This is a genomic window from Vibrio sp. KMM 9700 (assembly GCF_058545285.1).
The window spans coordinates 876666-898790 of the sequence record NZ_CM178589.1; the positions used below are offsets into that span (position 1 = coordinate 876666).

19 protein-coding genes are annotated in these 22125 nt (G+C 40.7%); 12 read left to right on the forward strand and 7 right to left on the reverse strand.

Annotation, left to right across the window (positions count from 1 at the left end):
• Positions 1–258: 258 nt before the first annotated feature.
• On the reverse strand, positions 259–1563 hold the full coding sequence (gene brnQ / locus AC2VOY_RS03965; protein ID WP_491832369.1) for a branched-chain amino acid transport system II carrier protein: 1305 nt from the start codon (positions 1561–1563) through the stop codon (positions 259–261).
• Positions 1564–1967: 404 nt separating this feature from the next.
• Between brnQ and AC2VOY_RS03970 the strand changes: the two genes are divergently transcribed.
• The 3 genes from AC2VOY_RS03970 (at position 1968) to AC2VOY_RS03980 (ending at position 5486) form a co-directional block, all read left to right on the forward strand.
• Entirely contained in the window at positions 1968–2669 is a 702-nt protein-coding gene (locus AC2VOY_RS03970) for a tRNA1(Val) (adenine(37)-N6)-methyltransferase (protein WP_491832370.1), read from the forward strand.
• A 122-nt stretch (positions 2670–2791) separates the two neighbouring features.
• Positions 2792–4030 (forward strand): ATP-dependent RNA helicase SrmB, encoded by a 1239-nt coding sequence (gene srmB, locus AC2VOY_RS03975; RefSeq protein WP_491832372.1) that lies wholly within the window; start codon positions 2792–2794, stop codon positions 4028–4030.
• Positions 4031–4229: 199 nt separating this feature from the next.
• Positions 4230–5486, forward strand: coding sequence for a lactonase family protein (locus tag AC2VOY_RS03980; RefSeq protein ID WP_491832374.1), 1257 nt, complete (start codon positions 4230–4232; stop codon positions 5484–5486).
• Between the two features lie 94 nt (positions 5487–5580).
• Here the strand turns inward: AC2VOY_RS03980 and yaaA are convergent, their stop codons facing one another.
• Both yaaA and AC2VOY_RS03990 read right to left on the reverse strand, forming a co-directional pair.
• Positions 5581–6357: a peroxide stress protein YaaA gene (yaaA, locus tag AC2VOY_RS03985; RefSeq protein WP_491832376.1), complete on the reverse strand. Its 777-nt coding sequence runs from the start codon at positions 6355–6357 to the stop codon at positions 5581–5583.
• Between the two features lie 118 nt (positions 6358–6475).
• Positions 6476–7939, reverse strand: coding sequence for an alanine/glycine:cation symporter family protein (locus AC2VOY_RS03990; protein WP_491832378.1), 1464 nt, complete (start codon positions 7937–7939; stop codon positions 6476–6478).
• 910 nt (positions 7940–8849) lie between these two features.
• Between AC2VOY_RS03990 and AC2VOY_RS03995 the strand changes: the two genes are divergently transcribed.
• Positions 8850–9035: a DUF3545 family protein gene (locus tag AC2VOY_RS03995; protein ID WP_491832380.1), complete on the forward strand. Its 186-nt coding sequence runs from the start codon at positions 8850–8852 to the stop codon at positions 9033–9035.
• 85 nt (positions 9036–9120) lie between these two features.
• Here the strand turns inward: AC2VOY_RS03995 and ung are convergent, their stop codons facing one another.
• On the reverse strand, positions 9121–9801 hold the full coding sequence (ung, locus tag AC2VOY_RS04000) for a uracil-DNA glycosylase (RefSeq protein WP_491832381.1): 681 nt from the start codon (positions 9799–9801) through the stop codon (positions 9121–9123).
• Between the two features lie 480 nt (positions 9802–10281).
• On the opposite strand from ung, the gene grcA reads away from it, so the two are divergent.
• Positions 10282–10659 (forward strand): autonomous glycyl radical cofactor GrcA, encoded by a 378-nt coding sequence (grcA, locus tag AC2VOY_RS04005; RefSeq protein ID WP_491832382.1) that lies wholly within the window; start codon positions 10282–10284, stop codon positions 10657–10659.
• 203 nt (positions 10660–10862) lie between these two features.
• Here the strand turns inward: grcA and lptG are convergent, their stop codons facing one another.
• Both lptG and lptF read right to left on the reverse strand, forming a co-directional pair.
• Complete coding sequence (gene lptG / locus AC2VOY_RS04010; RefSeq protein ID WP_491832384.1) at positions 10863–11936, reverse strand: LPS export ABC transporter permease LptG; 1074 nt, start codon at positions 11934–11936, stop codon at positions 10863–10865.
• 2 nt (positions 11937–11938) lie between these two features.
• Complete coding sequence (lptF, locus tag AC2VOY_RS04015) at positions 11939–13030, reverse strand: LPS export ABC transporter permease LptF (RefSeq protein WP_491832386.1); 1092 nt, start codon at positions 13028–13030, stop codon at positions 11939–11941.
• 339 nt (positions 13031–13369) lie between these two features.
• On the opposite strand from lptF, the gene pepA reads away from it, so the two are divergent.
• The 7 genes from pepA (at position 13370) to AC2VOY_RS04050 (ending at position 20592) form a co-directional block, all read left to right on the forward strand.
• Positions 13370–14881: a leucyl aminopeptidase gene (gene pepA / locus AC2VOY_RS04020; RefSeq protein WP_491832388.1), complete on the forward strand. Its 1512-nt coding sequence runs from the start codon at positions 13370–13372 to the stop codon at positions 14879–14881.
• Between the two features lie 396 nt (positions 14882–15277).
• Entirely contained in the window at positions 15278–15733 is a 456-nt protein-coding gene (locus AC2VOY_RS04025) for a DNA polymerase III subunit chi (RefSeq protein WP_491832390.1), read from the forward strand.
• Between the two features lie 14 nt (positions 15734–15747).
• Positions 15748–18609 carry a valine--tRNA ligase gene (locus tag AC2VOY_RS04030; protein WP_491832392.1) on the forward strand — a complete coding sequence of 954 codons (2862 nt, stop codon included), beginning with the start codon at positions 15748–15750 and terminating at the stop codon, positions 18607–18609.
• Between the two features lie 76 nt (positions 18610–18685).
• Positions 18686–19003 carry a N(4)-acetylcytidine aminohydrolase gene (gene yqfB, locus AC2VOY_RS04035; protein WP_491832394.1) on the forward strand — a complete coding sequence of 106 codons (318 nt, stop codon included), beginning with the start codon at positions 18686–18688 and terminating at the stop codon, positions 19001–19003.
• Positions 19004–19063: 60 nt separating this feature from the next.
• On the forward strand, positions 19064–19324 hold the full coding sequence (locus tag AC2VOY_RS04040) for a hypothetical protein (RefSeq protein ID WP_491832396.1): 261 nt from the start codon (positions 19064–19066) through the stop codon (positions 19322–19324).
• A gap of 175 nt (positions 19325–19499) precedes the next feature.
• Positions 19500–19967, forward strand: a complete 468-nt coding sequence (locus AC2VOY_RS04045) for a DUF2061 domain-containing protein (RefSeq protein ID WP_491832398.1) — start codon at positions 19500–19502, stop codon at positions 19965–19967.
• 139 nt (positions 19968–20106) lie between these two features.
• Complete coding sequence (locus AC2VOY_RS04050) at positions 20107–20592, forward strand: GNAT family N-acetyltransferase (protein WP_491832400.1); 486 nt, start codon at positions 20107–20109, stop codon at positions 20590–20592.
• Positions 20593–20799: 207 nt separating this feature from the next.
• Here the strand turns inward: AC2VOY_RS04050 and AC2VOY_RS04055 are convergent, their stop codons facing one another.
• A complete protein-coding gene (locus AC2VOY_RS04055; protein ID WP_491833012.1) occupies positions 20800–22086 on the reverse strand; it encodes a glycoside hydrolase family 18 protein in 1287 nt (428 codons plus the stop codon).
• Positions 22087–22125: the final 39 nt, after the last annotated feature.

Genomic DNA, 22125 nt, shown 5'->3' on the forward strand with positions numbered 1-22125 from the left:
TAAAAATCATTTCATTTAATGAAATTTTGACGCTACAAGATAGGGAACCCAAGCCACAAGGTCAATATATAAGACTAGTTAAAACGTAACAAATAGTGTAAATAGCCTCATATTTAACCAATAATAGTTTTTTATATACACCTAGACTACTCTCAACTTAAAATAAAAAGGATATCTAAATTAATTTTTTTTAAATGTAAAAAAGCGCCAGTAAGTATTCACCTACTGACGCTTAACTGTATTTAACTTAAAAGTTTTTTATGCTTGTTGTAACTCAGCGCTAGGCTTTTTTACAAAAAACATTAAGACGATCATTGCTAATGTTGGTGGAAGCCATGCCATGCCAACGGCTGCAAGTGGCAACACATCAAATGCAGACATATCAAGCCCCATAGCTTTACCGCCATCAATGAGACCAAATAGCAGCGCAATACATAGCACTAAACGATAAGCCAATTGTGGGTTTGAGAACATTGGACGCAAGAACGCGAGAACGATAGTTGCAATCGCAACAGGGTAAATTGTCATTAGCACTGGGATAGACAGGCTGATTAATTGGTTTAGACCAACGTTTGCCACCAAGCCACAGATAAAGCCTAAAATAACAACCCAAGCTTTATAACTGATTGATGTTAGCGAGCTGAAATATTCGCTACATGCAGAAATCAAACCAATCACAGTCGTTAGACATGCAAGCAGCATAATAGTTGAAAGTACGTACTGACCCGCATCACCAAACAAAGCATGGACATAAGTGGTAAGAATTGCGCCACCGTTTGCAGCATTTGCAGCAATTGCGCCACTGGTTGCGCCAAGGTAGAAAAGTGATACATAAACAAATGCAAGACCCGCCGCAGCAATCACAGCAGCCATTAATAGATAGCGAGTTTGCAGAGCTTTATCACTCACGCCTTTGCCACGGATAGCATCGATAATTAAAATACCGAACATCAACGCCGCTAAGCTATCCATAGTGTTATAGCCTTCAAGGAAGCCTTTGACTAAAGCACCGTCAACATATTCAGCTTGCGCCGCTTCAATCCCACCTTGTGGATTTAAAACCACCATCACAGATAAAAGCACAAGGCTGATAAATAGAATTGGGGTTAATACTTTACCGATTAGATCCAATAGCTTGCCTTGATAAAGCGCGAAGAAAATTGCAATCCCAAAGAAAACAACAGAAAAGCCAATTAAGTGCATGCTTGTTGGTTCAGTGATGAAAGGTTGTACACCCATTTCATACGCCACCAAGCCAGCACGTGGCGCAGCAAATGCAGGACCGATAATGATATAAATCAGCACAGCAAAGAGTGTTGCGACTGCAGTTGGCAAGTCACGCGTAAGTTTACTCCAACTACCACCGGCAAAAGCTGTTGCGACAATCGCTAAAAGGGGTAAGCCGACGGCTGTAACTAAAAAGCCAAACATGGCAATGCCAAAGTTTTCACCTGCTAGTTGACCAGCAAGTGGCGGAAAGATAATATTCCCGGCGCCTAAAAAGAAGGCAAAAAGCATAAAGCCTAAGCCGCATATATCTGTAAATTTCAAAGTCTGTTTCAAAATAGAGCCTTTAATTCTTTGTCGTGTTTATTTTTTTATTCAATCAAGTTAGAAAAATGCACTAAAAATCATAAAATTATCTACAATATTTAATGAAAAGCATAAAAATCTAACTTTAATTATATGCGTAGATAATGACGAAATAACTGACATATCGCAAGCCCTCAAGACAGAACACTACAAAATAACGCTCAATTAACACAAAACCAGTTATAAATACTAGTAAATATAAAAATTAGCAGTTATTAAAACTTAACATTTAATTAACTAAAACTTACCCATAAAAGATGATATGACTAAAAACAAGGCGATAATTGGTGGATAAACAATCTACTACTTAAGTTTTTGTTTTTTAAATTGAATGTTAAACTTATAGTAATTTATCTAGTTTTAGAGCTTATCGCATGCGCCAATCAAAACCGTTTCAATTTAAACAATTTACGATTCATCAAGACAATTGCGGCATGCCAGTAAGCACAGATGGCGTCTTACTTGGGGCTTGGGCGAATTTAAAAGGCAAGGTGTTAGATATAGGCGCGGGGACAGGATTATTATCTTTAATGGCTGCGCAGCGTGACCCAAACATAGCAATAACAGGAATAGAATTAGAAGTAGGTGCTTACACAACAGCCCAGAAAAATATTGTAAACAGCCCTTGGAAAGACAGAATTAAGCTTATTCACCAAGATATATTAAGTTTTGACAGCCCAAGTTCATTTGACTCTATTATTTGTAACCCACCCTATTTTGTCTCAGGGGAAACGGCTCAGAATAAAGCCCGCGCCGATGCACGGCATACTCAAAGCCTCACCCATGCCAGTTTATTAAAGGTATGTTATGACTTACTAACCAATGAGGGCCGCGCTAGCTTTATCTTGCCCTTTGATGAAGGGAAAACTTTTATTGAACTTGCCAAGCAGCAAGGCTTTCACTTAACTCGCAGCACACATGTGCATACGACTGAGCGCAAACCTTGCCAACGACTGTTAATTCAAATATCTAAATTAGCTGCGCCACTTGAAAGCAAAAATCTAGTGATCTCAGAGGGCTCTGTATATACGTCGGAGTTTATTAGTTTAACTAAAGACTTTTATTTAAAAATGTAATGCATATTTAGATATAAAATTTGCCCTAAAAAAGCTATAATCCACCGCTATACTTTATTTTTACCCAACGCAAGCTAGCCTCACCTAGACTTAGCGTGACCCTTCTTGATTGGAGAGAAACAGTGATCCGAACTTTTGCTGAACTTGATTTAGATTTTAACCTACTTGAGGCTATCGAAGAAATTGGTTTTGAGCGCCCAACTGATGTTCAGGCAGAGGCGATTCCGCTTGCTTTAGATGGTAAAGATGTTCTTGCAAGTGCGCCAACAGGCACAGGTAAAACCGCAGCGTTTGCCCTTCCTGCATTACAATACTTACTTGATTTTCCACGTAAAAAAGCAGGCCCTGCGCGTATCTTAATTCTTACGCCAACTCGTGAGCTTGCAATGCAAGTAGCCGAGCAAGCACGCTTTTTAGCCAAACACACCCAACTAAACGTTGTGACGATTACCGGCGGCGTGATGTATCAAGAGCATGCTGATATCTTAGCGCAAACTCAAGATATCGTTGTGGCAACCCCTGGCCGTTTAATGGAATACATTGAACATGAACGTTTTGATTGCCGTGCAATTGAATGGCTTATCCTAGATGAAGCCGACCGCATGCTAGATATGGGCTTTGGCCCTGTGGTTGATAGACTCTCAGCAGAATGTCGCTGGCGTAAGCAAACCCTTTTATTCTCAGCAACGCTTGAGGGCAAAGGTGTTGAAGGCTTTACCGAAGATCTACTTAAAAACCCAGTTCAGGTCGAAGCGGATCCTTCTCGTCGTGAGCGCAAGAAAATCACTCAGTGGTATCACCGCGCCGACAATGCCGAGCACAAACTTGCGCTTTTAAAAGCAAGCCTTGCCCGCGCTGAGCGTAGCATCATCTTTGTGAAAACCCGTGATCGCCTTGCAGAATTGCGCTCGCAACTTGAATCTGCGCAAATTGAATGTGCATGGATCCAAGGTGAAATGCCACAAGATCGTCGTAACAATGCCATCCGCCGCTTCCGTGATAATGAAGTTGCAGTTTTATTGGCAACTGATGTTGCAGCGCGCGGGATTGATATTCCTGACGTGAGCCATGTTATCAACTATGATATGCCACGTACCGCTGACGTATACCTTCACCGTATTGGCCGTACTGCACGTGCAGGCAAGAAAGGTAATGCCCTATCTATTGTTGAAGCGCATGATCAACCTATGATTGAACGTGTGATGCGTTACACTAAAGAAGATATCAAAGAACGTTATATCAAAGATCTTCGTCCTAAGAGCAAAAAGCCAAGCTTCAATAAAAAGAAGAAAAAGCCAGATGCAGCAGGTAAGAAATCTGCGGCTAAAAAATCGCCGAAGAAAAAGAAGTCAAAAAAGTAATTCTTAAATCATGACAATAGATGCGCCAAAGCTTGAGATATTAGAGCTTTGGCGTATTTTTTATGTAATCATTCTGACCTTCTCGCACTTACCTCCTACCTAGCAAACATTTCAATAACAAAATTATAGTTTTCATTATACAAACCTTAAATCAAGCACTAGTTTAAGAGGTAAACCCTCAATATTTTAAGGATAAAATATGAAAAAGACACTCTTAGCCCTTTCTCTTTTCGCTATTAGCCAGCACAGCATGGCAGCAGATGTTTTCTATGTCGCAACCAATGACGCTGAGAATAATAGCATTGCAGCTTTCCAAGAAGAAAAAGGTGAATATGTACAAATTGGCAGTTACCAAACTGGCGGCAAAGGGACAGGAGACCTAGAAGTTCCATCACTACAAAAAGATCCAAACCACCCACTGGCAAATGGTGATGATCCTTTAATTTCTGCGTATGGTATTGTTGCCACTCAAGATGGGCAATATATGCTTGCGGTTAATGCCGGTGATGCAACTGTCAGCTTATTAAAGCGTAATGCCGATAATAGCTTAACCGCTATCAACACTCAGCCAGCTAGTGATAAGTTTCCACTCAGTATTGCGGTTTCAGGAAATAAAGTCGCTGTTGTGAGTGTTGGAGAAGATAATGGCAAAGGTAGTGTCAGTGCTTATGTCATTGAAGATGGTCGTCTCAAGAGCATTCAAAACTCACGCCGTGACTTAGGTGCTCGTCCTTCTACGGTTAAATTTTCAAGTGATGGTCAGCATATTATTTTAAGCGAATTGGTTACCGGGAAAATTAAAACTTTCACCTTTAGCGACAACTTATCTTCTGAGCCAACATCTGTCATCGACTCACCACGCGCCGATGATAGATTCCAAGCCATTCCGGTTGGCTTTGATGTGAAAAAAGGCAAGAATGCCGATTATGTTTTAATGTCTGAAGCACGCTTTTTAACTCCTGACTTTAAGCTCAGAAGCACCAGTGATGACTTTAAAGGCTCTGCACAATTTCCTCAATACTCTTGGCAAACAAGCTCAGTATCAAGCTATGAACTCATGGAGGATGGCAGCTTAAAACTTGTTGATCCTGATGTACTCACAGGCGAGAAAACAGAAGGCGATGAGATAGCAAACTGCTGGGTAGTCTTATCCAAAGATGGTAAATATCTGTGGGCAGCCAATGCTTTATCAAGCTCGATTAGCCTTTATGAAGTCGGCGAGAAAGGCAAACTCAAACTACTTGATGCAACGGCATATAAGAATAGCAGCGAACAACTTTTCTTTGGTGATCTGACTATTTCTAGTGACGGCAAAGAACTTTACCAACTTATTGGTAACCAAGGTAAGGTCTATGTCTTTGATATAGGCGAAAAAGGCAGCTTATCACTCCAAGGCGTTGCCTCTGGTTTACCTAAGCTTGGTACCTATGGCTTAGTCGCCTTAGATGCAGGTTAACTCAATAAAAGATAACAGATAAGTCATATAAAAAGCAGCACATAAATAACTGAAGTGCTGCTTTCTTTTTAGAGATTAAAACTAAAAGATTCGATTAGTTTTGCTCTTCACGCTTAAAGACGAGCTCTTTGTCATTTGATTCTGCTTCGACAAAATAATACCCCGCCGTATCAAAGCCTTTCAGACCTTGGATATCTTTGATTTCATTTTCAATGATATAACGCGCCATCATGCCGCGCGCCTTCTTCGCATAAAAGCTAATCACCTTGTACTGACCATTCTTACAATCTTTAAACACAGGCGTCACCACAGGCTTATCTAATAGCTTAGGCTTGACTGCTTTAAAGTATTCGTTGGAAGCAAGATTGACCAAGTAATCACTCTTGGATGCAGCGAGTTCTTGATTGAGCTTAGCCGTTAAACTTTCATCCCAAAATGCATACAGGTTCGCACCTTGTGGGTTTTCAAGCTTAGTCCCCATTTCAAGGCGATATGGCTGCATCAGATCAAGTGGACGCAATAAACCATACAGGCCAGATAGCATGCGAAAATGCCCTTGAGCATAGTCCAAGGCTTTGTCTGAAAGCGTATAAGCATCTAAGCCAGTGTAAACGTCACCTTTAAATGCGAACACAGCTTGGCGTGCATTTTCAAAATTAAAGTCTTTTGACCACTGCTCAAAACGCGCTGCATTTAAGCCAGCAATCTTATCACTCACTTTCATTAAACTGGCAATTTGCGCAGGTGTAAGTTTACGGCACACGTCAATCAGCTTAGCGCTTTGGTCAATAAACTCAGGCAAGCTATGTGCTTGTGTTGGAAGGCTTGATTCATAATCTAAAGTTTTTGCAGGCGAGACAACAATCAGCATAAAAATCCGTATCCATTGTTATTTAGTTAACCTTAATATAACAAAAAAAGCCACGCCTTGTGAGCATGACTTTTAATTGTTTTAGCTATTGTTCCAGTTCGTTAAAACTATGACTAAATTATTTAGTTAGTTTAACGCCATCAACTGGTTTAATTGCACTTGGATCTTCACCAACCCAGATGCCGTCTTCTAGTTGAGAAACTAGCTCAGGGAAATCTTTTTGGTCAAATGTTGGCACTTTACCTGCATCCAATTGCTTGTTGTAGTCTTTTGCAAGCTTAAACACAATGCTAGAAAGTAAGATCATTGCGATTAAGTTGACGATAGCCATCAGACCCATAGAAGCATCAGCTAAGTTCCAAACCGTTTGTAGGCTTGCAAATGAACCGAATAGAACCATTGCTAGAACCATTACACGGAAGATGTTCTTCGCATATTTGTTGTGCTTAAAGATAAACACAACGTTGGTTTCAGCATAAGAGTAGTTTGCAATAATCGACGTAAATGAGAAGAAGAAAATTGCAATCGCAACAAACACGCTACCCATGCTACCTACTTGTGAAGAAAGCGCACGTTGGATCAAGCTAATGCCGCCCTCACCATGTGGAACATATTCACCAGAAAGTAAAACGATAGCTACTGTTGCTGTACAGATGATGATGGTATCCACAAATACACCTAGCATTTGTACATAACCTTGTGACGCTGGGTGCGGCGGATAAGGCGTTGCTGATGCAGCAGCGTTTGGCGCAGAACCCATACCAGCTTCGTTCGAGAAAAGACCACGAGCGACACCAGTTTGAACAGCTTTCATGATGGCATAACCTGCGCCACCAGCAGCAGCTTCTTGCAGACCAAATGCACTTTTAACGATATAAGAAAGCGCAGCAGGAACATCACCGATATTCATAATCACAACCACAATTGCAAGTGCAATATATAGGATAGCCATGATAGGAACTAAGATCTCAGCAGTACGTGCGATTTTGCGGATACCACCAAAGATAACAAAGCCAGATAGAATAACTAAAACCACACCAACCGCAACACGGTTAAAACCAAATGCTGTTTCCATTGCTTCTGCAATAGAGTTTGATTGCGCTGAGTTAAATGCAAAACCAAAAGCGATGATTAGGAAGATAGAGAACAAGATCCCCATCGAACGCATACCTAGGCCTTTTTCCATATAGTATGCTGGACCACCAATGTAGTTGCCATCATCATCTTTAGTTTTATAAAGCTGAGCCAATGTACTTTCACCAAACGCAGTCGCCATGCCTAGCATAGCAATTAACCACATCCAGAAAATAGCACCAGGACCACCAACGGTTAGCGCAACCGCAACACCTGTCATGTTACCAGTACCGACACGCGCCGCTAGACTTGTACAAAATGCTTGGAAAGAAGAGATGCCTGACTCGTCTGAAGTGCGGCTATTTTTTAGCACAGAGAACATGTGCCCAAAGTGGCGAAGCTGGATAAAGCCTAAACGCAGCGTAAAGTAAATCCCAACCCCTACTAGTAAATAAACTAGCACAGATCCCCACAGAAGATCATTTAATAAACTAATAAAACTTGTCACGTGAACCTCACATAGAGTATGACGATAAATTTCCTATCTAGGTCTGATATCAAAGCAAACTCAAGAATAAAGCAGTTAACACCTAAGTGATGACTTACTTTTAATTATGTATGCATTGATATAATCAAGATAGGCTCCCTCATGTTGCTCGACTTCATTTAAAGATATTGGTTATGTAATAGTAGATCTTTAATTGATTAGAAGTGAGCGTCTATATCTATCCTCATAGTATAGAGTCAGAATCCTGACCGCAGGATAATGCAGCCTCAAACAAAAAAAATCAATATAAAACATGTTGCATATAAAAATGAATATATCTTAAAATCTCATAGTTAAGAATGCTTTTTGGTTACATTTTTGCAAAACAAAAAGCAAACGTTTGCTTTTAATTTACTTAGAATAAAAAGCTATAAAAACAAACAAAAATCGATATAAGATACTGATTTAAAAGTTATTGACAAACAGATGCAAAGTGTTCGTTTTTTGTACTTAACTAAGTATTAAATATAGAACAAGGTAACAAATTCACAACAAAAAACCATGCATATGACAGAATTTAACCTGATGATTTTTTCAATTTTTTTTGTGTTTTATGTCTGTTTTTTTAGTTTTTATGCATTTTTCATCTTTTTTTAGCTCGCCTTCTTCGCTATCAAAAAACTAAAGTTCGATGAAAAATGACACAAAAACATCATAAAAACGCCATAAGTGCGAAACAGTTCAAAGTTATATTTTGCTAAAATATGGTATGAATTGCTGTATGGCAGATTAGAAAATAAAATGCCTAGTAATGCGCAAAAGCAATGCCTGCTTTACCAAGATTGAAACCTGTATTAAGTCGTAACAATTCAAGATCAAAGTCTTGTTTATACACGCTTTGATCCCTTGGCAAACAACATGAGGAAATGACATGGAAGCTTTTCAACTAGATGATCTGATGGAAGTTGAACCTGTGTATAGTCGTGGTTCACGTCAAAAACCTGCAAAACGCAAGTGGCGTGAAATTGAAGCATTAAAAGAACGTCGAGAACTTGAAAAGGAATTACGAGAACTTGACCCAACTGGCAACTTTAAACTTGATGATTATGATATTTAACCTTCAGGTTTAACCCCTTACTCTTTATCCCTCCCAACTTAACGGGAGCTAAGCTCGAGTCTTCCCCTCGAGCTTTCTTGTTTTCTTAGAACAAACCTTTCATTTGTGGCGCTAGACGCCAATCGATCTCGGCTTTTCCTTGTGTTTTTAAGTAAGCATTGGTTTGTGAGAAATGCTGGCAACCAAAAAAACCACGATAAGCAGACAAAGGCGATGGATGCGCGCAAGTTAACACACAGTGCTTATCTGTGCGAATTGATGCGCCCTTTTTAATTGCATGCGCTCCCCATAAAAGAAATACAACCCCTTTCGCTTCTTGATTAATCTTTTCTATCACAGCATCAGTAAAGCGCTCCCAACCCGCTTTGGCATGAGAATGAGCTTTGCCACGCTCAACCGTAAGCACTGTATTTAAAAGAAGTACCCCTTGCTCAGCCCAAGTTTCAAGATTGCCGTGATCAGGGATGTCAAAGCCTTCGATATCTTGCGCAAGCTCTTTATAAATATTTACCAATGAAGGTGGTGTTTTCACACCAAAAGGCACAGAAAAGCTTAAACCGTGAGCTTGATTGGGACCATGGTATGGATCTTGGCCTAAAATAACCACTTTCACATTTTCGAATGCAGTTTTTTCGAACGCTTGATAAACCAATTCTTGTGGCGGATAAACTTCTTTTTTTGCTCGCTCTTGTGTCACAAAAGCATCCAGCTCCTGAAAATAATCCAATTGTTGTTGTGATTGAATAAAAGCTTCCCAAGTCCTCATTTAACCTCCTGATTTCAAATTAGGGTTAGCGCTTCATCGAGTGTACCTAAATTTGACCTGCTAACCTACCGCTAAAAGATATCGCGCTCGATTTTTAACTCGCACATGTTAAATAGAGATAAAAAATTAACCCATAATTCATACTCACCTATACTAAAAAGTGGTATCGTAATTTTTGAAAATATCAAAAAAAGTTACAATAAGACTTTGTTAAATATGCACAAAAGTATTCGTAAATTTACTACATTTTCATTTGAATTAAGTTTTTATTCATTTTTGGAAAATAAGATTTACTTGTCTTTGAGATTTAAAATCGTACATTTTATTGTGCTAGGTCAATAAAATGGATCAAATATGCAAAATAATTTTCAACTTTTTTTGATTTAAATCAATGTACAAAGTAAGGGTTTTAGCTATACAATGTGGTTTATTAACTAGATTACACATTCAATAATCCCTCTCAAGGGCAAGGAGATTAAAATGATCCAAGGTATTCAAATCACAAAAGCAGCAAACGATGCACTTCTTAACTCTATCTGGCTATTAGACAGCGAGAAAAATGAAGCACGCTGTGTTGTTTCAAGCGGTGCTTTTGAAGCTGATCAAGTAGTTCCTGCTGCTGATCTAGGTGAATATGAAAGCCGCGAAGTTGCGATTGAAAAAGCACCTAGCATCGAAGGTGGTCAACACCTAAACGTTAACGTTCTAAAACGTGAAACACTAGAAGACGCAGTAAAACATCCTGAGAACTATCCTCAGCTTACTATCCGTGTTTCTGGTTATGCAGTTCGTTTCAACTCGCTAACAACAGAGCAGCAACAAGACGTTATCGCACGTACTTTCACTGAGTCTCTATAATTTATCCCAGTCTTTAGGCTGAATAAATAAAGTTTCAGATAAACGCAGTGGCTTAGGCTATTGCGTTTTTTTGTGCCTAGAAGAAAATTGGATCATTCGCAGGTTCATTTAAGTTGTATGAGATAGGTAAAAAAATACCCCAGCTATTTCTAACTAGGGTATTGATATTTAAATATATTAGCATCAATTATAAGCTTTAAAGGCTAAGCTTTACGCCTTAACAGGAGCACTGCAATAATAAAGAAAATCACACTTGGGGCTAAAGCTCCAACAACTGGAGGCGTGTTGTACACTAGGCTTAGCGGGCCAAAGAATTCACTACTAATATAGAAGGTAAAGCCGGCGACAACACCTGTTAAAATTCTTGCCCCCATACTCACACTACGCAGTGGACCAAAAATAAACGATAGTGCCATCAACATCATTACAGCAATTGAAATTGGCTGAAAAACCTTACGCCAAAATGCTAACTCGTAACGCGCAGAGTCCTGCTCAGAAGCTTTTAAGTAAGTCATATAACCATACAGTCCAGAAATTGATAGCTCTTCTGGCTTAACTGTTACCACGCCTAGCTTGTCTGGTGTCAATGTGGTTTCCCAATCTAAGCTTTTTAAGTGTTTACGGCTGAGCTGGACCTCATCTTTGACGTCGACTTGGAGCACATTACGTAAGGTCCAAATGTTATCCTTATCAAATACAGCGCTGCCTGCGCGTAATAGACTGACCAATTTTTTATCTTGGTCAAACTTCCAGATATTAATGTTGGATAAAACCTTATCTTCACCCACTCGGCCTATATATATAAAGTCATCCGAATCTTTTGCCCAAACACCATTTTGCACCGCTAAAATATTACCACCGTAAATAGCTTCAGCGCGCGAGTCACGCGCAAGCTTTTGTGCTTGAGGCGCGCCCCACTGGCCAAGCAAGGTGATCATAAGCATCAAGGGTACAGCCGTTTTTAGCACTGAGACGCTGATGTTTAATTTCGAAAAGCCAGAGGCTTGCATCACTACAAGCTCAGAGCTTGATGCTAACATCCCAAGGCCAATCAAGGCACCAAGCAAAGCTGCCATAGGGAAAAACATCTCGATATCACGCGGCATACTCAGGAGCACAAATTGGCCTGCGGATAAAAGATCATAAGTGCCTTTGCCTACTTTACGGATCTGGTCGACGTATTTAATAATGCCCGAAAGACCGACAAGTGTGACTAAACATAATGAAGAGGTTGCGATAATGGTGCGACCAATGTACCAATCTAAAATCTTAAACACTCTTATGCCCTTTTCTTATATTTATCTTTCAAACGGCGCATAGGTAAACTATCCCAAATATTTAGTAAAATACCAACCACTAACATCACCAAGTTAATTACCCACATAATCCATACCGGTGCATGCGCATCTTCAATCATAGATTTACTCGCACTTAAGGCTAAGAAGTATGCTAAATAGATTAAAATAGCTGGGCCTAATTTAGCGAAGCGTCCCTGACGCGGATTGACCGCCGACAATGGCACGACAACTAAAGTCAAAAGCGGGATACATACGATTAAAGCAATTCGCCACTGTAGCTCAGCTTTGGCTTCAAGATCTGTCTCTTTAAGCAGAGCTTTGGTTGGATACGCATCCCAATCGCGATCGCTTGACTTTGCCTCGCTTTGCGCAATCACTGCATCATAACTTTCATATTGGGTCTTCTGAAAATCAAGTGAATTGACTTGGCCTTCATAGCGAGTGCCATCTTCTAAAGTCAGTACTTGGTTGCCATTTTCTTGCTCAGAAACAAAACCGCGATCAGCAAACATCACACTTGGACGTGCATCTTTATTTTGAAACGGCTGCGCTACAAAAACGTTGGTTAATTGTTTTTTGTTAATATTATCAACAAACACAACTGTGCCACTTTCTTTAAAGCGATGGAACTGCCCTTCTTGCAGAAGATCTATAGTGTTGTTTTGTGAAACCTGATCGATTTTCTCTGTGACTAAATCTTGTGATGTTGGAGACAACCACAATGAGTTAAACGCAGCTAAGCCCCCCGTAATAATAGCGAGCGACAATGCAGCTTGGATTAAAAATTTATTGCCGATACCCGTGGCATTCATTACGGTAATTTCACTTTCAGCATAAAGCTTACCGAAAGTTAACAAAATACCGATAAATAGGCTCAATGGAAGCATCAGGGTTCCCATTGAAGGCATGTTCAGGCCTACAATTGAGATAATCAGACTGGCTGGAATATCACCATCTGACGCATCCGCAAGCACACTAATAAATTTTTGGCTTAAAAACACGAGAAAAAGCACAAAGAATACGGCAAACTGGCTTTTTAGGGTCTCGCGGATCAAATATCTAACAATAATCACGCATCATTACCTATACAAAACTTATTTTTTTAACGGAATTAGTTAAATTTCCCGCTGAGTATATTAATTTACACAAGTTTTAACTATATTAGAGCTATTGGTTCAATAAAATAGCTGTTGAACTTATAGAAGTTATGTAATGTTACTAACTTCTATTTAGTTATGATATCACTTTCTTTCAACTTGCTCGCTTAGATTACTAGATTTTCATCAATCGATCCAAGCAGATTTGAAAAACAGTGTTCAAAATTTACAAAGTGATGCCCATTAGCCATGTGCGTCATTGTTTTAAAACTATTTCATAGAAATATTAATCTAATAATAGATGTAGGAGTCTACATGGAATTTAGTGTAAAAAGTGGCAGCCCTGAAAAGCAGCGCAGTGCCTGTATCGTCGTTGGTGTATTTGAACCACGTCGTCTTTCTCCTGTTGCGGAGCAACTTGATAAAATTAGTGATGGTTATATTAGCTCACTACTACGCCGTGGCGATCTTGAAGGCAAAGCAGGCCAAATGCTTTTACTTCATCAAGTACCTGGTGTGCTTTCTGAGCGCGTTCTACTTGTTGGCTGTGGCAAAGAGCGTGAGCTAGATGAGCGTCAATATAAAGAAATCATCCAAAAAACCATTAGCACGCTAAACGAAACTGGCTCAATGGAAGCGGTTTGCTTTTTAACAGAGCTACACGTAAAAGGCCGTGATACTTACTGGAAAGTACGTCAAGCGGTTGAAGCAACCAAAGATGGTTTGTATACGTTTGATCAATTCAAGAGCAACAAGCCAGAAACTCGTCGCCCACTGCGCAAGCTTGTTTTCAATGTGCCAACTCGTCGTGAACTAAATCTTGGCGAAAAAGCAATTGCCCACGGTCTTGCGATTGCATCAGGTATCCGCTCTGCTAAAGATCTTGGCAACATGCCACCAAACGTTGCCAACCCAGCTTACCTTGCATCTCAAGCGCGTCGCCTTGCCGATGACTTTGAAACCATTTCAACCAAGATTATTGGCGAAGAAGAAATGGAAAAACTAGGCATGCACTCATACCTAGCCGTTGGCCGTGGTTCGCACAATGAATCTATGATGTCTGTGATGACTTATACAGGTAACCCTGACTCAACTGCAAAGCCAATCGTGCTTGTAGGTAAAGGTTTAACTTTTGATTCAGGCGGCATCTCGCTAAAACCAGGCGCTGGCATGGATGAGATGAAATATGACATGTGTGGCGCAGCCTCTGTTTTTGGCACAATGAAAGCACTTGCAAAACTAAACCTTCCGATTAACGTGGTTGGCGTGCTAGCAGGATGTGAAAACATGCCGGGCAGTAATGCGTATCGCCCAGGTGATATTTTAACGACTATGTCTGGTCAAACGGTTGAAGTGTTAAACACAGATGCTGAAGGCCGTTTAGTCCTTTGTGATGCGTTAACTTATGTTGAGCGTTTTGAGCCTGAATGTGTAGTTGATGTGGCAACACTAACTGGCGCTTGTGTGATGGCTTTAGGTCACCACATCTCTGGTCTTCTCGCAAACCATAACCCACTTGCACATGAGCTTGTAAATGCTTCTGAGCAAGCTGGTGACAGAGCATGGCGTTTGCCGATGACAACTGAATACCAAGAGCAGCTAGCAAGTCCATTTGCGGATATGGCTAACATTGGTGGTCGTCCTGCGGGCACGATTACAGCAGGTTGTTTCTTGTCGCGCTTTACCAAGAAGTACAACTGGGCTCACCTTGATATTGCAGGGACAGCTTGGAAGTCTGGCGCGAAGAAAGGCGCAACTGGTCGTCCAGTGTCTTTGCTGGTTCAGTTCTTGCTTAACCGTAGTAATGAGCAAATTACTGAAGAGTAATCTCGAAACTACAATCAATAGCAAGCTATATTGATACATCAAACCGTTGTTCGTCTCAATCTATTGAAGCAAGCAACGGTTTTTAAGTTTCACATAAGCTGAAATGATTAGCTGTTGTATCAGCGCAGCAAAGTTTTCAAGGCACATGGATATGCTGAGTAAGCGACTATGGATGGCTTAAAGCGGCTTTGCAAAGTCGATATAACCTTAGCTAAGCATAAACCACAGTTTGAATTGAAGCTCAACATAAGCTGAAATGATTAGCTGTTGTTGTATCAGCGCAGCAAAGTTTTCGAGGCACATGGATGTGCCGAGTAAGCGGCCATGGATGGCTTAGAGCGACTTTGCGAAGTCGATATAACCTCAGCTAAGCATAAACCACAGTTTGAAGCTCACATGAAAAATGCAACCTTTTACATCATCGAAGAAAACTCAGCTCAAGATACAGAACAAGGCTTACTTGAGTATGCCCTCTTTCTTGCCCGCCACTTTGCCAAGCAAGACGCCAAAGTGTATTTGCATGCGCAAAACAAACAACAAGCCGAACAACTTGATGAAATTTGCTTCGCTCAATCCCTCGACGAATTTATTCCGCACAACCTAGTTGGCGAAGGCCCAAGGTTTGGTTGCCCGCTCGAAATCGGCTATTTAAACGAAAAATCCCCAATTCGCCCCCATTACACCCGAAATTTGGTGATAAATTTAGCCAATAGCACCACAAATTTTGCCGAATCCTTTGCACAAGTGGTAGACTTTGTGCCATCTGAAAAAAAAGCCAAGCAAGATGCGCGAGAAAGATATAAAATCTACCGCAATAATGGCTTTCAAATGCAAACAATTACATTAAATTAAAGAATCTAGGTATTATGGAAAAGACATATAACCCAACATCTATCGAACAGTCGCTCTATCAAGACTGGGAAGAAAAAGGCTACTTCAAGCCACACGGTGACACTTCAAAACCAGCATATAGCATCGTCATCCCGCCGCCAAACGTCACGGGTAGCTTGCACATGGGTCATGCTTTCCAAGATACCATTATGGATACTTTGATTCGTGCAGAGCGCATGAAAGGCAAAAACACCCTTTGGCAGGTTGGTACTGACCACGCAGGCATCGCAACCCAAATGGTTGTTGAGCGCAAAATTGCTGCTGAAGAAGACAAAACTAAACACGATTACGGCCGTGAAGCTTTCATTGACAAAATCTGGGAATGGAAAGCAGAATCAGGCGGTAACATCACGCGTCAATTACGTCGCCTAGGCGCATCAGTTGATTGGGATCGTGAACGCTTTACTATGGATGATGGCCTATCCAACGCAACCAAAGAAGTCTTTGTACGCCTGTATGAAGAAGATCTTATCTATCGCGGCAAACGTCTAGTCAACTGGGATCCAAAACTACACACGGCAATCTCAGATCTAGAAGTTGAAAACAAAGACAAAAAAGGCCACATGTGGCATTTTCGCTACCCACTAGCAGATGGAGCAAAAACAGCAGACGGTAAAGACTATATCGTTGTTGCAACCACGCGCCCTGAAACTATGCTTGGTGATACTGGCGTTGCGGTTAACCCAGAAGATCCTCGTTATAAAGATCTAATCGGTAAAAACATTTTACTTCCTATCGTCAATCGCTTGATCCCTATCGTTGGTGATGAGCATGCGGATATGGAAAAAGGCACAGGTTGTGTGAAAATCACCCCTGCGCACGACTTTAATGACTATGAGGTAGGTAAACGTCATAGCCTGCCGATGATCAACATCTTAACGCTAAATGCTGATATTCGTGACGCTGCTGAAGTCTTTACCACCAAAGGCGAGCCAAGCGATGCTTATGCAACTGATATTCCTGAAAAATATCAAGGCATGGAGCGTTTTGCTGCGCGTAAAGCTATCGTTGCAGATTTAGATGCCCTTGGCCTTTTAGAAGAAATTAAAGATCACGACCTAACCGTGCCTTACGGCGATCGCGGCGGCGTAGTGATTGAACCAATGCTCACCGACCAATGGTATGTGCGCACTGACGTACTTGCCAAACCAGCAGTTGAAGCCGTTGAAAATGGCGACATTCAATTTGTGCCAAAACAATACGAAAACATGTATTTTGCATGGATGCGTGATGTGCAAGATTGGTGTATTTCACGTCAGCTTTGGTGGGGTCACCGCATCCCAGCTTGGTATGATAACGAAGGCAATGTTTATGTGGGTCGTGATGAAGACGAAATCCGTCAAAAACACAACCTAGCACCTGTTGTTGTCCTGACTCAAGATGACGACGTACTGGATACTTGGTTCTCCTCTGCGCTTTGGACATTCGGCACTATGGGCTGGCCTGAGAAAACTCAAGATCTAAGCACTTTCCACCCAACAGATGTTTTAGTCTCTGGCTTTGATATTATCTTCTTCTGGGTTGCGCGTATGATCATGATGACCATGCACTTTGTTAAAGACGAAGACGGCAAACCACAAGTACCATTTAAAACTGTTTATATGACGGGCCTTATCCGTGATGAAAATGGTCAGAAAATGTCTAAATCTAAAGGTAACGTGCTTGATCCTATCGATATGATCGACGGTATCGACCTTGAAGCTTTAGTTGAAAAACGTTGTGGCAACATGATGCAGCCTAAGCTTGCAGCGAAAATCGAAAAAGCAACGCGTAAAGAGTTTGAAAACGGTATCGAAGCTTATGGTACAGATGCACTACGTTTCACTCTTGCGGCATTAGCTTCAACAGGTCGTGATATCAACTGGGATATGAAACGTCTCGAAGGTTATCGTAACTTCTGTAACAAGCTATGGAACGCAAGCCGTTACGTACTGATGAACACTGAAGGCGAGGACTGTGGCATGCAAAACCCAGCTGAGCTTGAGTTCTCATTAGCGGACAAATGGATCGAATCTGCCTTCCAAAAAGCAGCGCAAGATTTCAACCAACACCTAGATAACTATCGTTTAGATATGGCTGCTGGTGTTCTGTATGAATTCATCTGGAACCAATTCTGTGACTGGTATTTAGAACTAACTAAACCTGTATTATGGAAAGGTACACCAGAGCAGCAAAAAGCAACTCGCTATATGCTGGTAACTGTACTTGAGAAAACACTTCGCCTCGCACACCCAGTGATCCCTTATATCACTGAGTCTATCTGGCAAAGCGTGAAGCCACTTGTTGATGGCGTTGAAGGCGATACCATCATGACGCAAGCCCTGCCTCAATTTGAAGCAGACAAGTTTGATCAAGATGTGATCACAGACATCGAGTGGGTGAAAGCATTTATCACTAGCATCCGTAACCTACGTGCGCAATATGATATCGCGCCAAGCAAAGCATTAGATGTGATGCTTCAAGCGGCAAGCGATGAAGATAAAGCGCGCGTTCAAGCAAACCAAGCTGTATTGGTGTCGCTGGCGAAACTTGAAGGCATCCGCATTCTTGAAGACGGTGAAGAAACCCCAGCATGTGCAACAGCACTTGTCGGTAAATCAACACTGATGATCCCGATGGCTGGCCTGATTGATAAAGAAGCAGAGCTTGCGCGTCTTGAAAAAGAGCTTGAGAAAACTCAAGGTGAAATCAAGCGCATCGCTGGCAAACTAGGTAACCAAGGTTTTGTTGCTAAAGCACCTGAAGCTGTTGTTGCAGCAGAGCGTGAAAAACTAGCAGGTTATGAAGAGAAACTTGAGAAGATCAAAGCGCAGCAAGAGACAATTGCTAACCTTTAATCTTTTATAGTTTAATCAGCTAATTTAACCGTCAATCTTCTTTTAGGTTGGCGGTTTTTTTATTGAGGAAAATAAAATGTTATACAGCAATAAAATCACTTTCTTTGAGCGTTTTGAAAAAGATATTTTAAGCGCCAAAAAGACGATTACGATTCGTGATAAACATGAGAAGAACTACCAAATTGGCAGCATAGTTGATGTGGCAACCTTTGAAGATGAACGCCAGTTTTGCCGCATTCAAATCCAAAGCGTGACCCCAATAGAGTTTGATGCGCTCAATTCATTTCATGCCGAGCAAGAGAACATGAGCCTAGATGAGCTCAAAGCTGTGATCCAAGACATCTACCCAAATGAGCAAGAGCTTTATGTCATAGCCTATCAGCTTGTTAACTGAAAGATCTCAGATTAGATTGGCCTCTTTATATAAATGCCAATCTAGTTGGGAGCTTGTTATATGCAGCCAAACCTAATCCCTTACTTAAACGCCATCCCCGAAGGCTATAGCGAAACCTTGTATCAAGGCAAAAAGTATAGCCTCACCAAACGCAGTTTCAATCAAGGAAAATCAATAAAAATTTTTGCCAAAGAACTGGCAGGAAAGGATTTTATCAGCTTAAATTTTTATCAGTTAAGTAAACAAAGTTTGCTAAAACCTTGTGAAATGCCAGAGAAAAAGGTTATTCACTTTTTAATGAATCATATAATAACCAAATAAAACAAATAGTTAAGTGAATTTAACGAGATTGCAAATTAACCTAATAAAAATGATAGCTTAAACCTATTAATTATATAAAAGCAATCAATTGCAAATAATTCTCACTTAGATTAATATGAATTCATCGGATGCAAACATCCACATTAATTTAAAAGATCACCCTTGAGGGGGAATTATGAAAAAGACACTAACATTCGCAGTTCTACACTTTAGCGTTGCATTTACATTAGCTTATATCCTAACTGGTGACATCATCTTAGGTAGCTTGATTGCAATGACAGAGCCTATGGTGAATACAGTTGCTTTCTATTTCCACGACAAGGTGTGGCAAAAAGGCAAATTAAAGCAAGTTGCTCATGATGCGCCAAGCAAAAAAACAATGAGCTTTGCAGTGCTTCACTTTAGCGTTGCTTTCTTGGTCAGCTACCTATTAACCGGTGATGCATTTATCGGTGGTTTAATGGCAACACTAGAGCCAAGTGTCAATACAGTTGTTTTCTACTTCCACGAACGTTTTTGGTTACGTAAAGAAGATGCGAAAATCAGCTTGCACTGCCACCATGATGACTTGAACACTCATACAAAAGAGCTATCTAACGTTGATATGCAAGTCACGCCAACAGAACACAACTTAGTAGCTTGAGGGAATAGACTTTCAAGCGATACACAGAGCATCAATCTTGTAAAACTAATCAGGTCACCTAAATTTAGGGGGCCTTTTTTTATGTCTAAAATGCTATGATAGATAATGATTTTAACCTGATGATAAAACTAACTTTATAATGACTATAAAATTTATCCCATTAACCGCTCAATACGATACTCAAATTGCTACAGTGATCCGTTGCGTTTCGCAAGAGTATGGCTTAACCGCAGACAAAGGCTTTAGCGTTGCTGATCCACATCTAGATATTTTATCTAAGACCTATCAAGCAGATAAACATGCATATTGGGTTGTGATAGATGACAAAGGACAAGTGCTAGGTGGGGCTGGAATTGCGCCAATTTCTGGCGAAGATAAGATTTGCGAACTACAAAAAATGTATATTTTAGAGAGTGCGCGTAAGCAAGGCATTGCAACGAAGCTCACCCAGTTGTGCTTTGAAAAAGCCAAAGAATATGGGTTTAAAAGCTGCTATTTAGAAACCACAGCTTGCCTAGAAGAAGCCCTAGCCTTGTATCAAAAACTAGGCTTTAAGGCGCATCAACGTTTAGGTGATACTGGGCATAATGATTGTGAAATTTGCCTGTTAAAAGTGATAGATTAAATCTAACAATGCCCATATACTCTTCACCCTTGAAGTTGCAACTGCGTTAACGACGCTGATTCGCCCTAGTCACATATTCTTATATGCTCCTAGGCTCTCATCACCTTGTTGCCTTGCTGCAACTCCAATGATTTTGAGTATATACGATAATTAACTATCTGATATATGGGCAAATGTTTTATTTTAAAAACACTTACGAACAAATTATTATTTTTGAGAAAAAATCCCAGAATACATCGCATTCGTTAATTCATAATCATCCGTATCACCCGTTAGCTCCCAAGCAAAAATCCCAGCTAAACCGTTCTCTTTCGCCCAAGCAGTTTTAGCTTGGATCGAGCGGACATCATCAAACGAAATAAATACCTTCTTATCTTGGTTCCAGATAAATGGCGCTTGAGATGCTTCATCATAACCATAGTTATATCCCTGCTCTTGGGTATAGTTTTTTACAATATCCCAATACATGAAGTAGCCTAGCTCTGTAGTACCGAAACTTGCACCTTTTTCTGAAGTTAAATCTGCAGTAGGAAGCTTCCCATCAAAGTCTTTTGTTCCTTCCCATCCTCGACCATAAAATGCTGCGCCTATTACCAATTTATTTGCAGGGATCCCTTGCGTCATCATTTGATTTAAAAAGGCATCAGCGCCCATTCCCCACCAACTACGCTCGGTCGCATGAAGGTTAGTTAAATGCCCTGTTTGTTGCCCCCAACCGCCAAGAAAATCATAAGTCATGGCAAACATATTGGTTAAATAAGGTGATGCAGCTTTCCAGTCAATTTGCTCAGATTTAGCGCCTACACCGACAGCCGTTGAGAGTTCATACTCACGTTTTGTTTTCTCGCTTAGCGCATCAAGATCTGTGCGTATAGTTTTAACTAAATAAGTAAAGGCGTCGCGTTCAAGTGCTTTTTGCTCATCACTTAGCTTAGTTTTTTCATCCCAAGGAGAAGTCGTTAAACCGCCACCACCAGGGTATTCCCAGTCGAGATCTATGCCATCGAAAAAGTCATATTTCGCGATTAATTCCACTGCTGTTTTAGCAAATTGCTGCATCGCCTGTTTATCTTTTGCCATCGCATGAAAAGGCTCAGACATAGTCCAACCGCCAAAAGAAGGGAGTATTTTTAGATTTGGATGATCTTTTTTAAGTTGAGCAAGTTGCGCAAAATGCCCCTTATAATCTAAGTCCAGATCCACCTGACCAAAGTCCACTTCTAATGCAGATTTTTGATCAACAATCACAGCCGTAAAAGGATCCTTGCCCTCACAAGCTTTGGCGATGTTGGTTTGAACATTTTGATTTGCGCCCGTATGTGGTCCACACATACTTAAAAAGGCATAAATAATATGTGTCAGTTTATCTGCAGGAATATCTTTAACCGTATAGGGATGATCTTGGTTTTCATATTGCCAGTCTGCAAAATACCCTGCGACAACAGGATTTTGTGGGGGTGACTGAGCCATTGATATTTGGCTAAAAGAAAGCATGGCGCAAGACAGCGCGAGCGTAGAAAGCTTGAGAGTTTT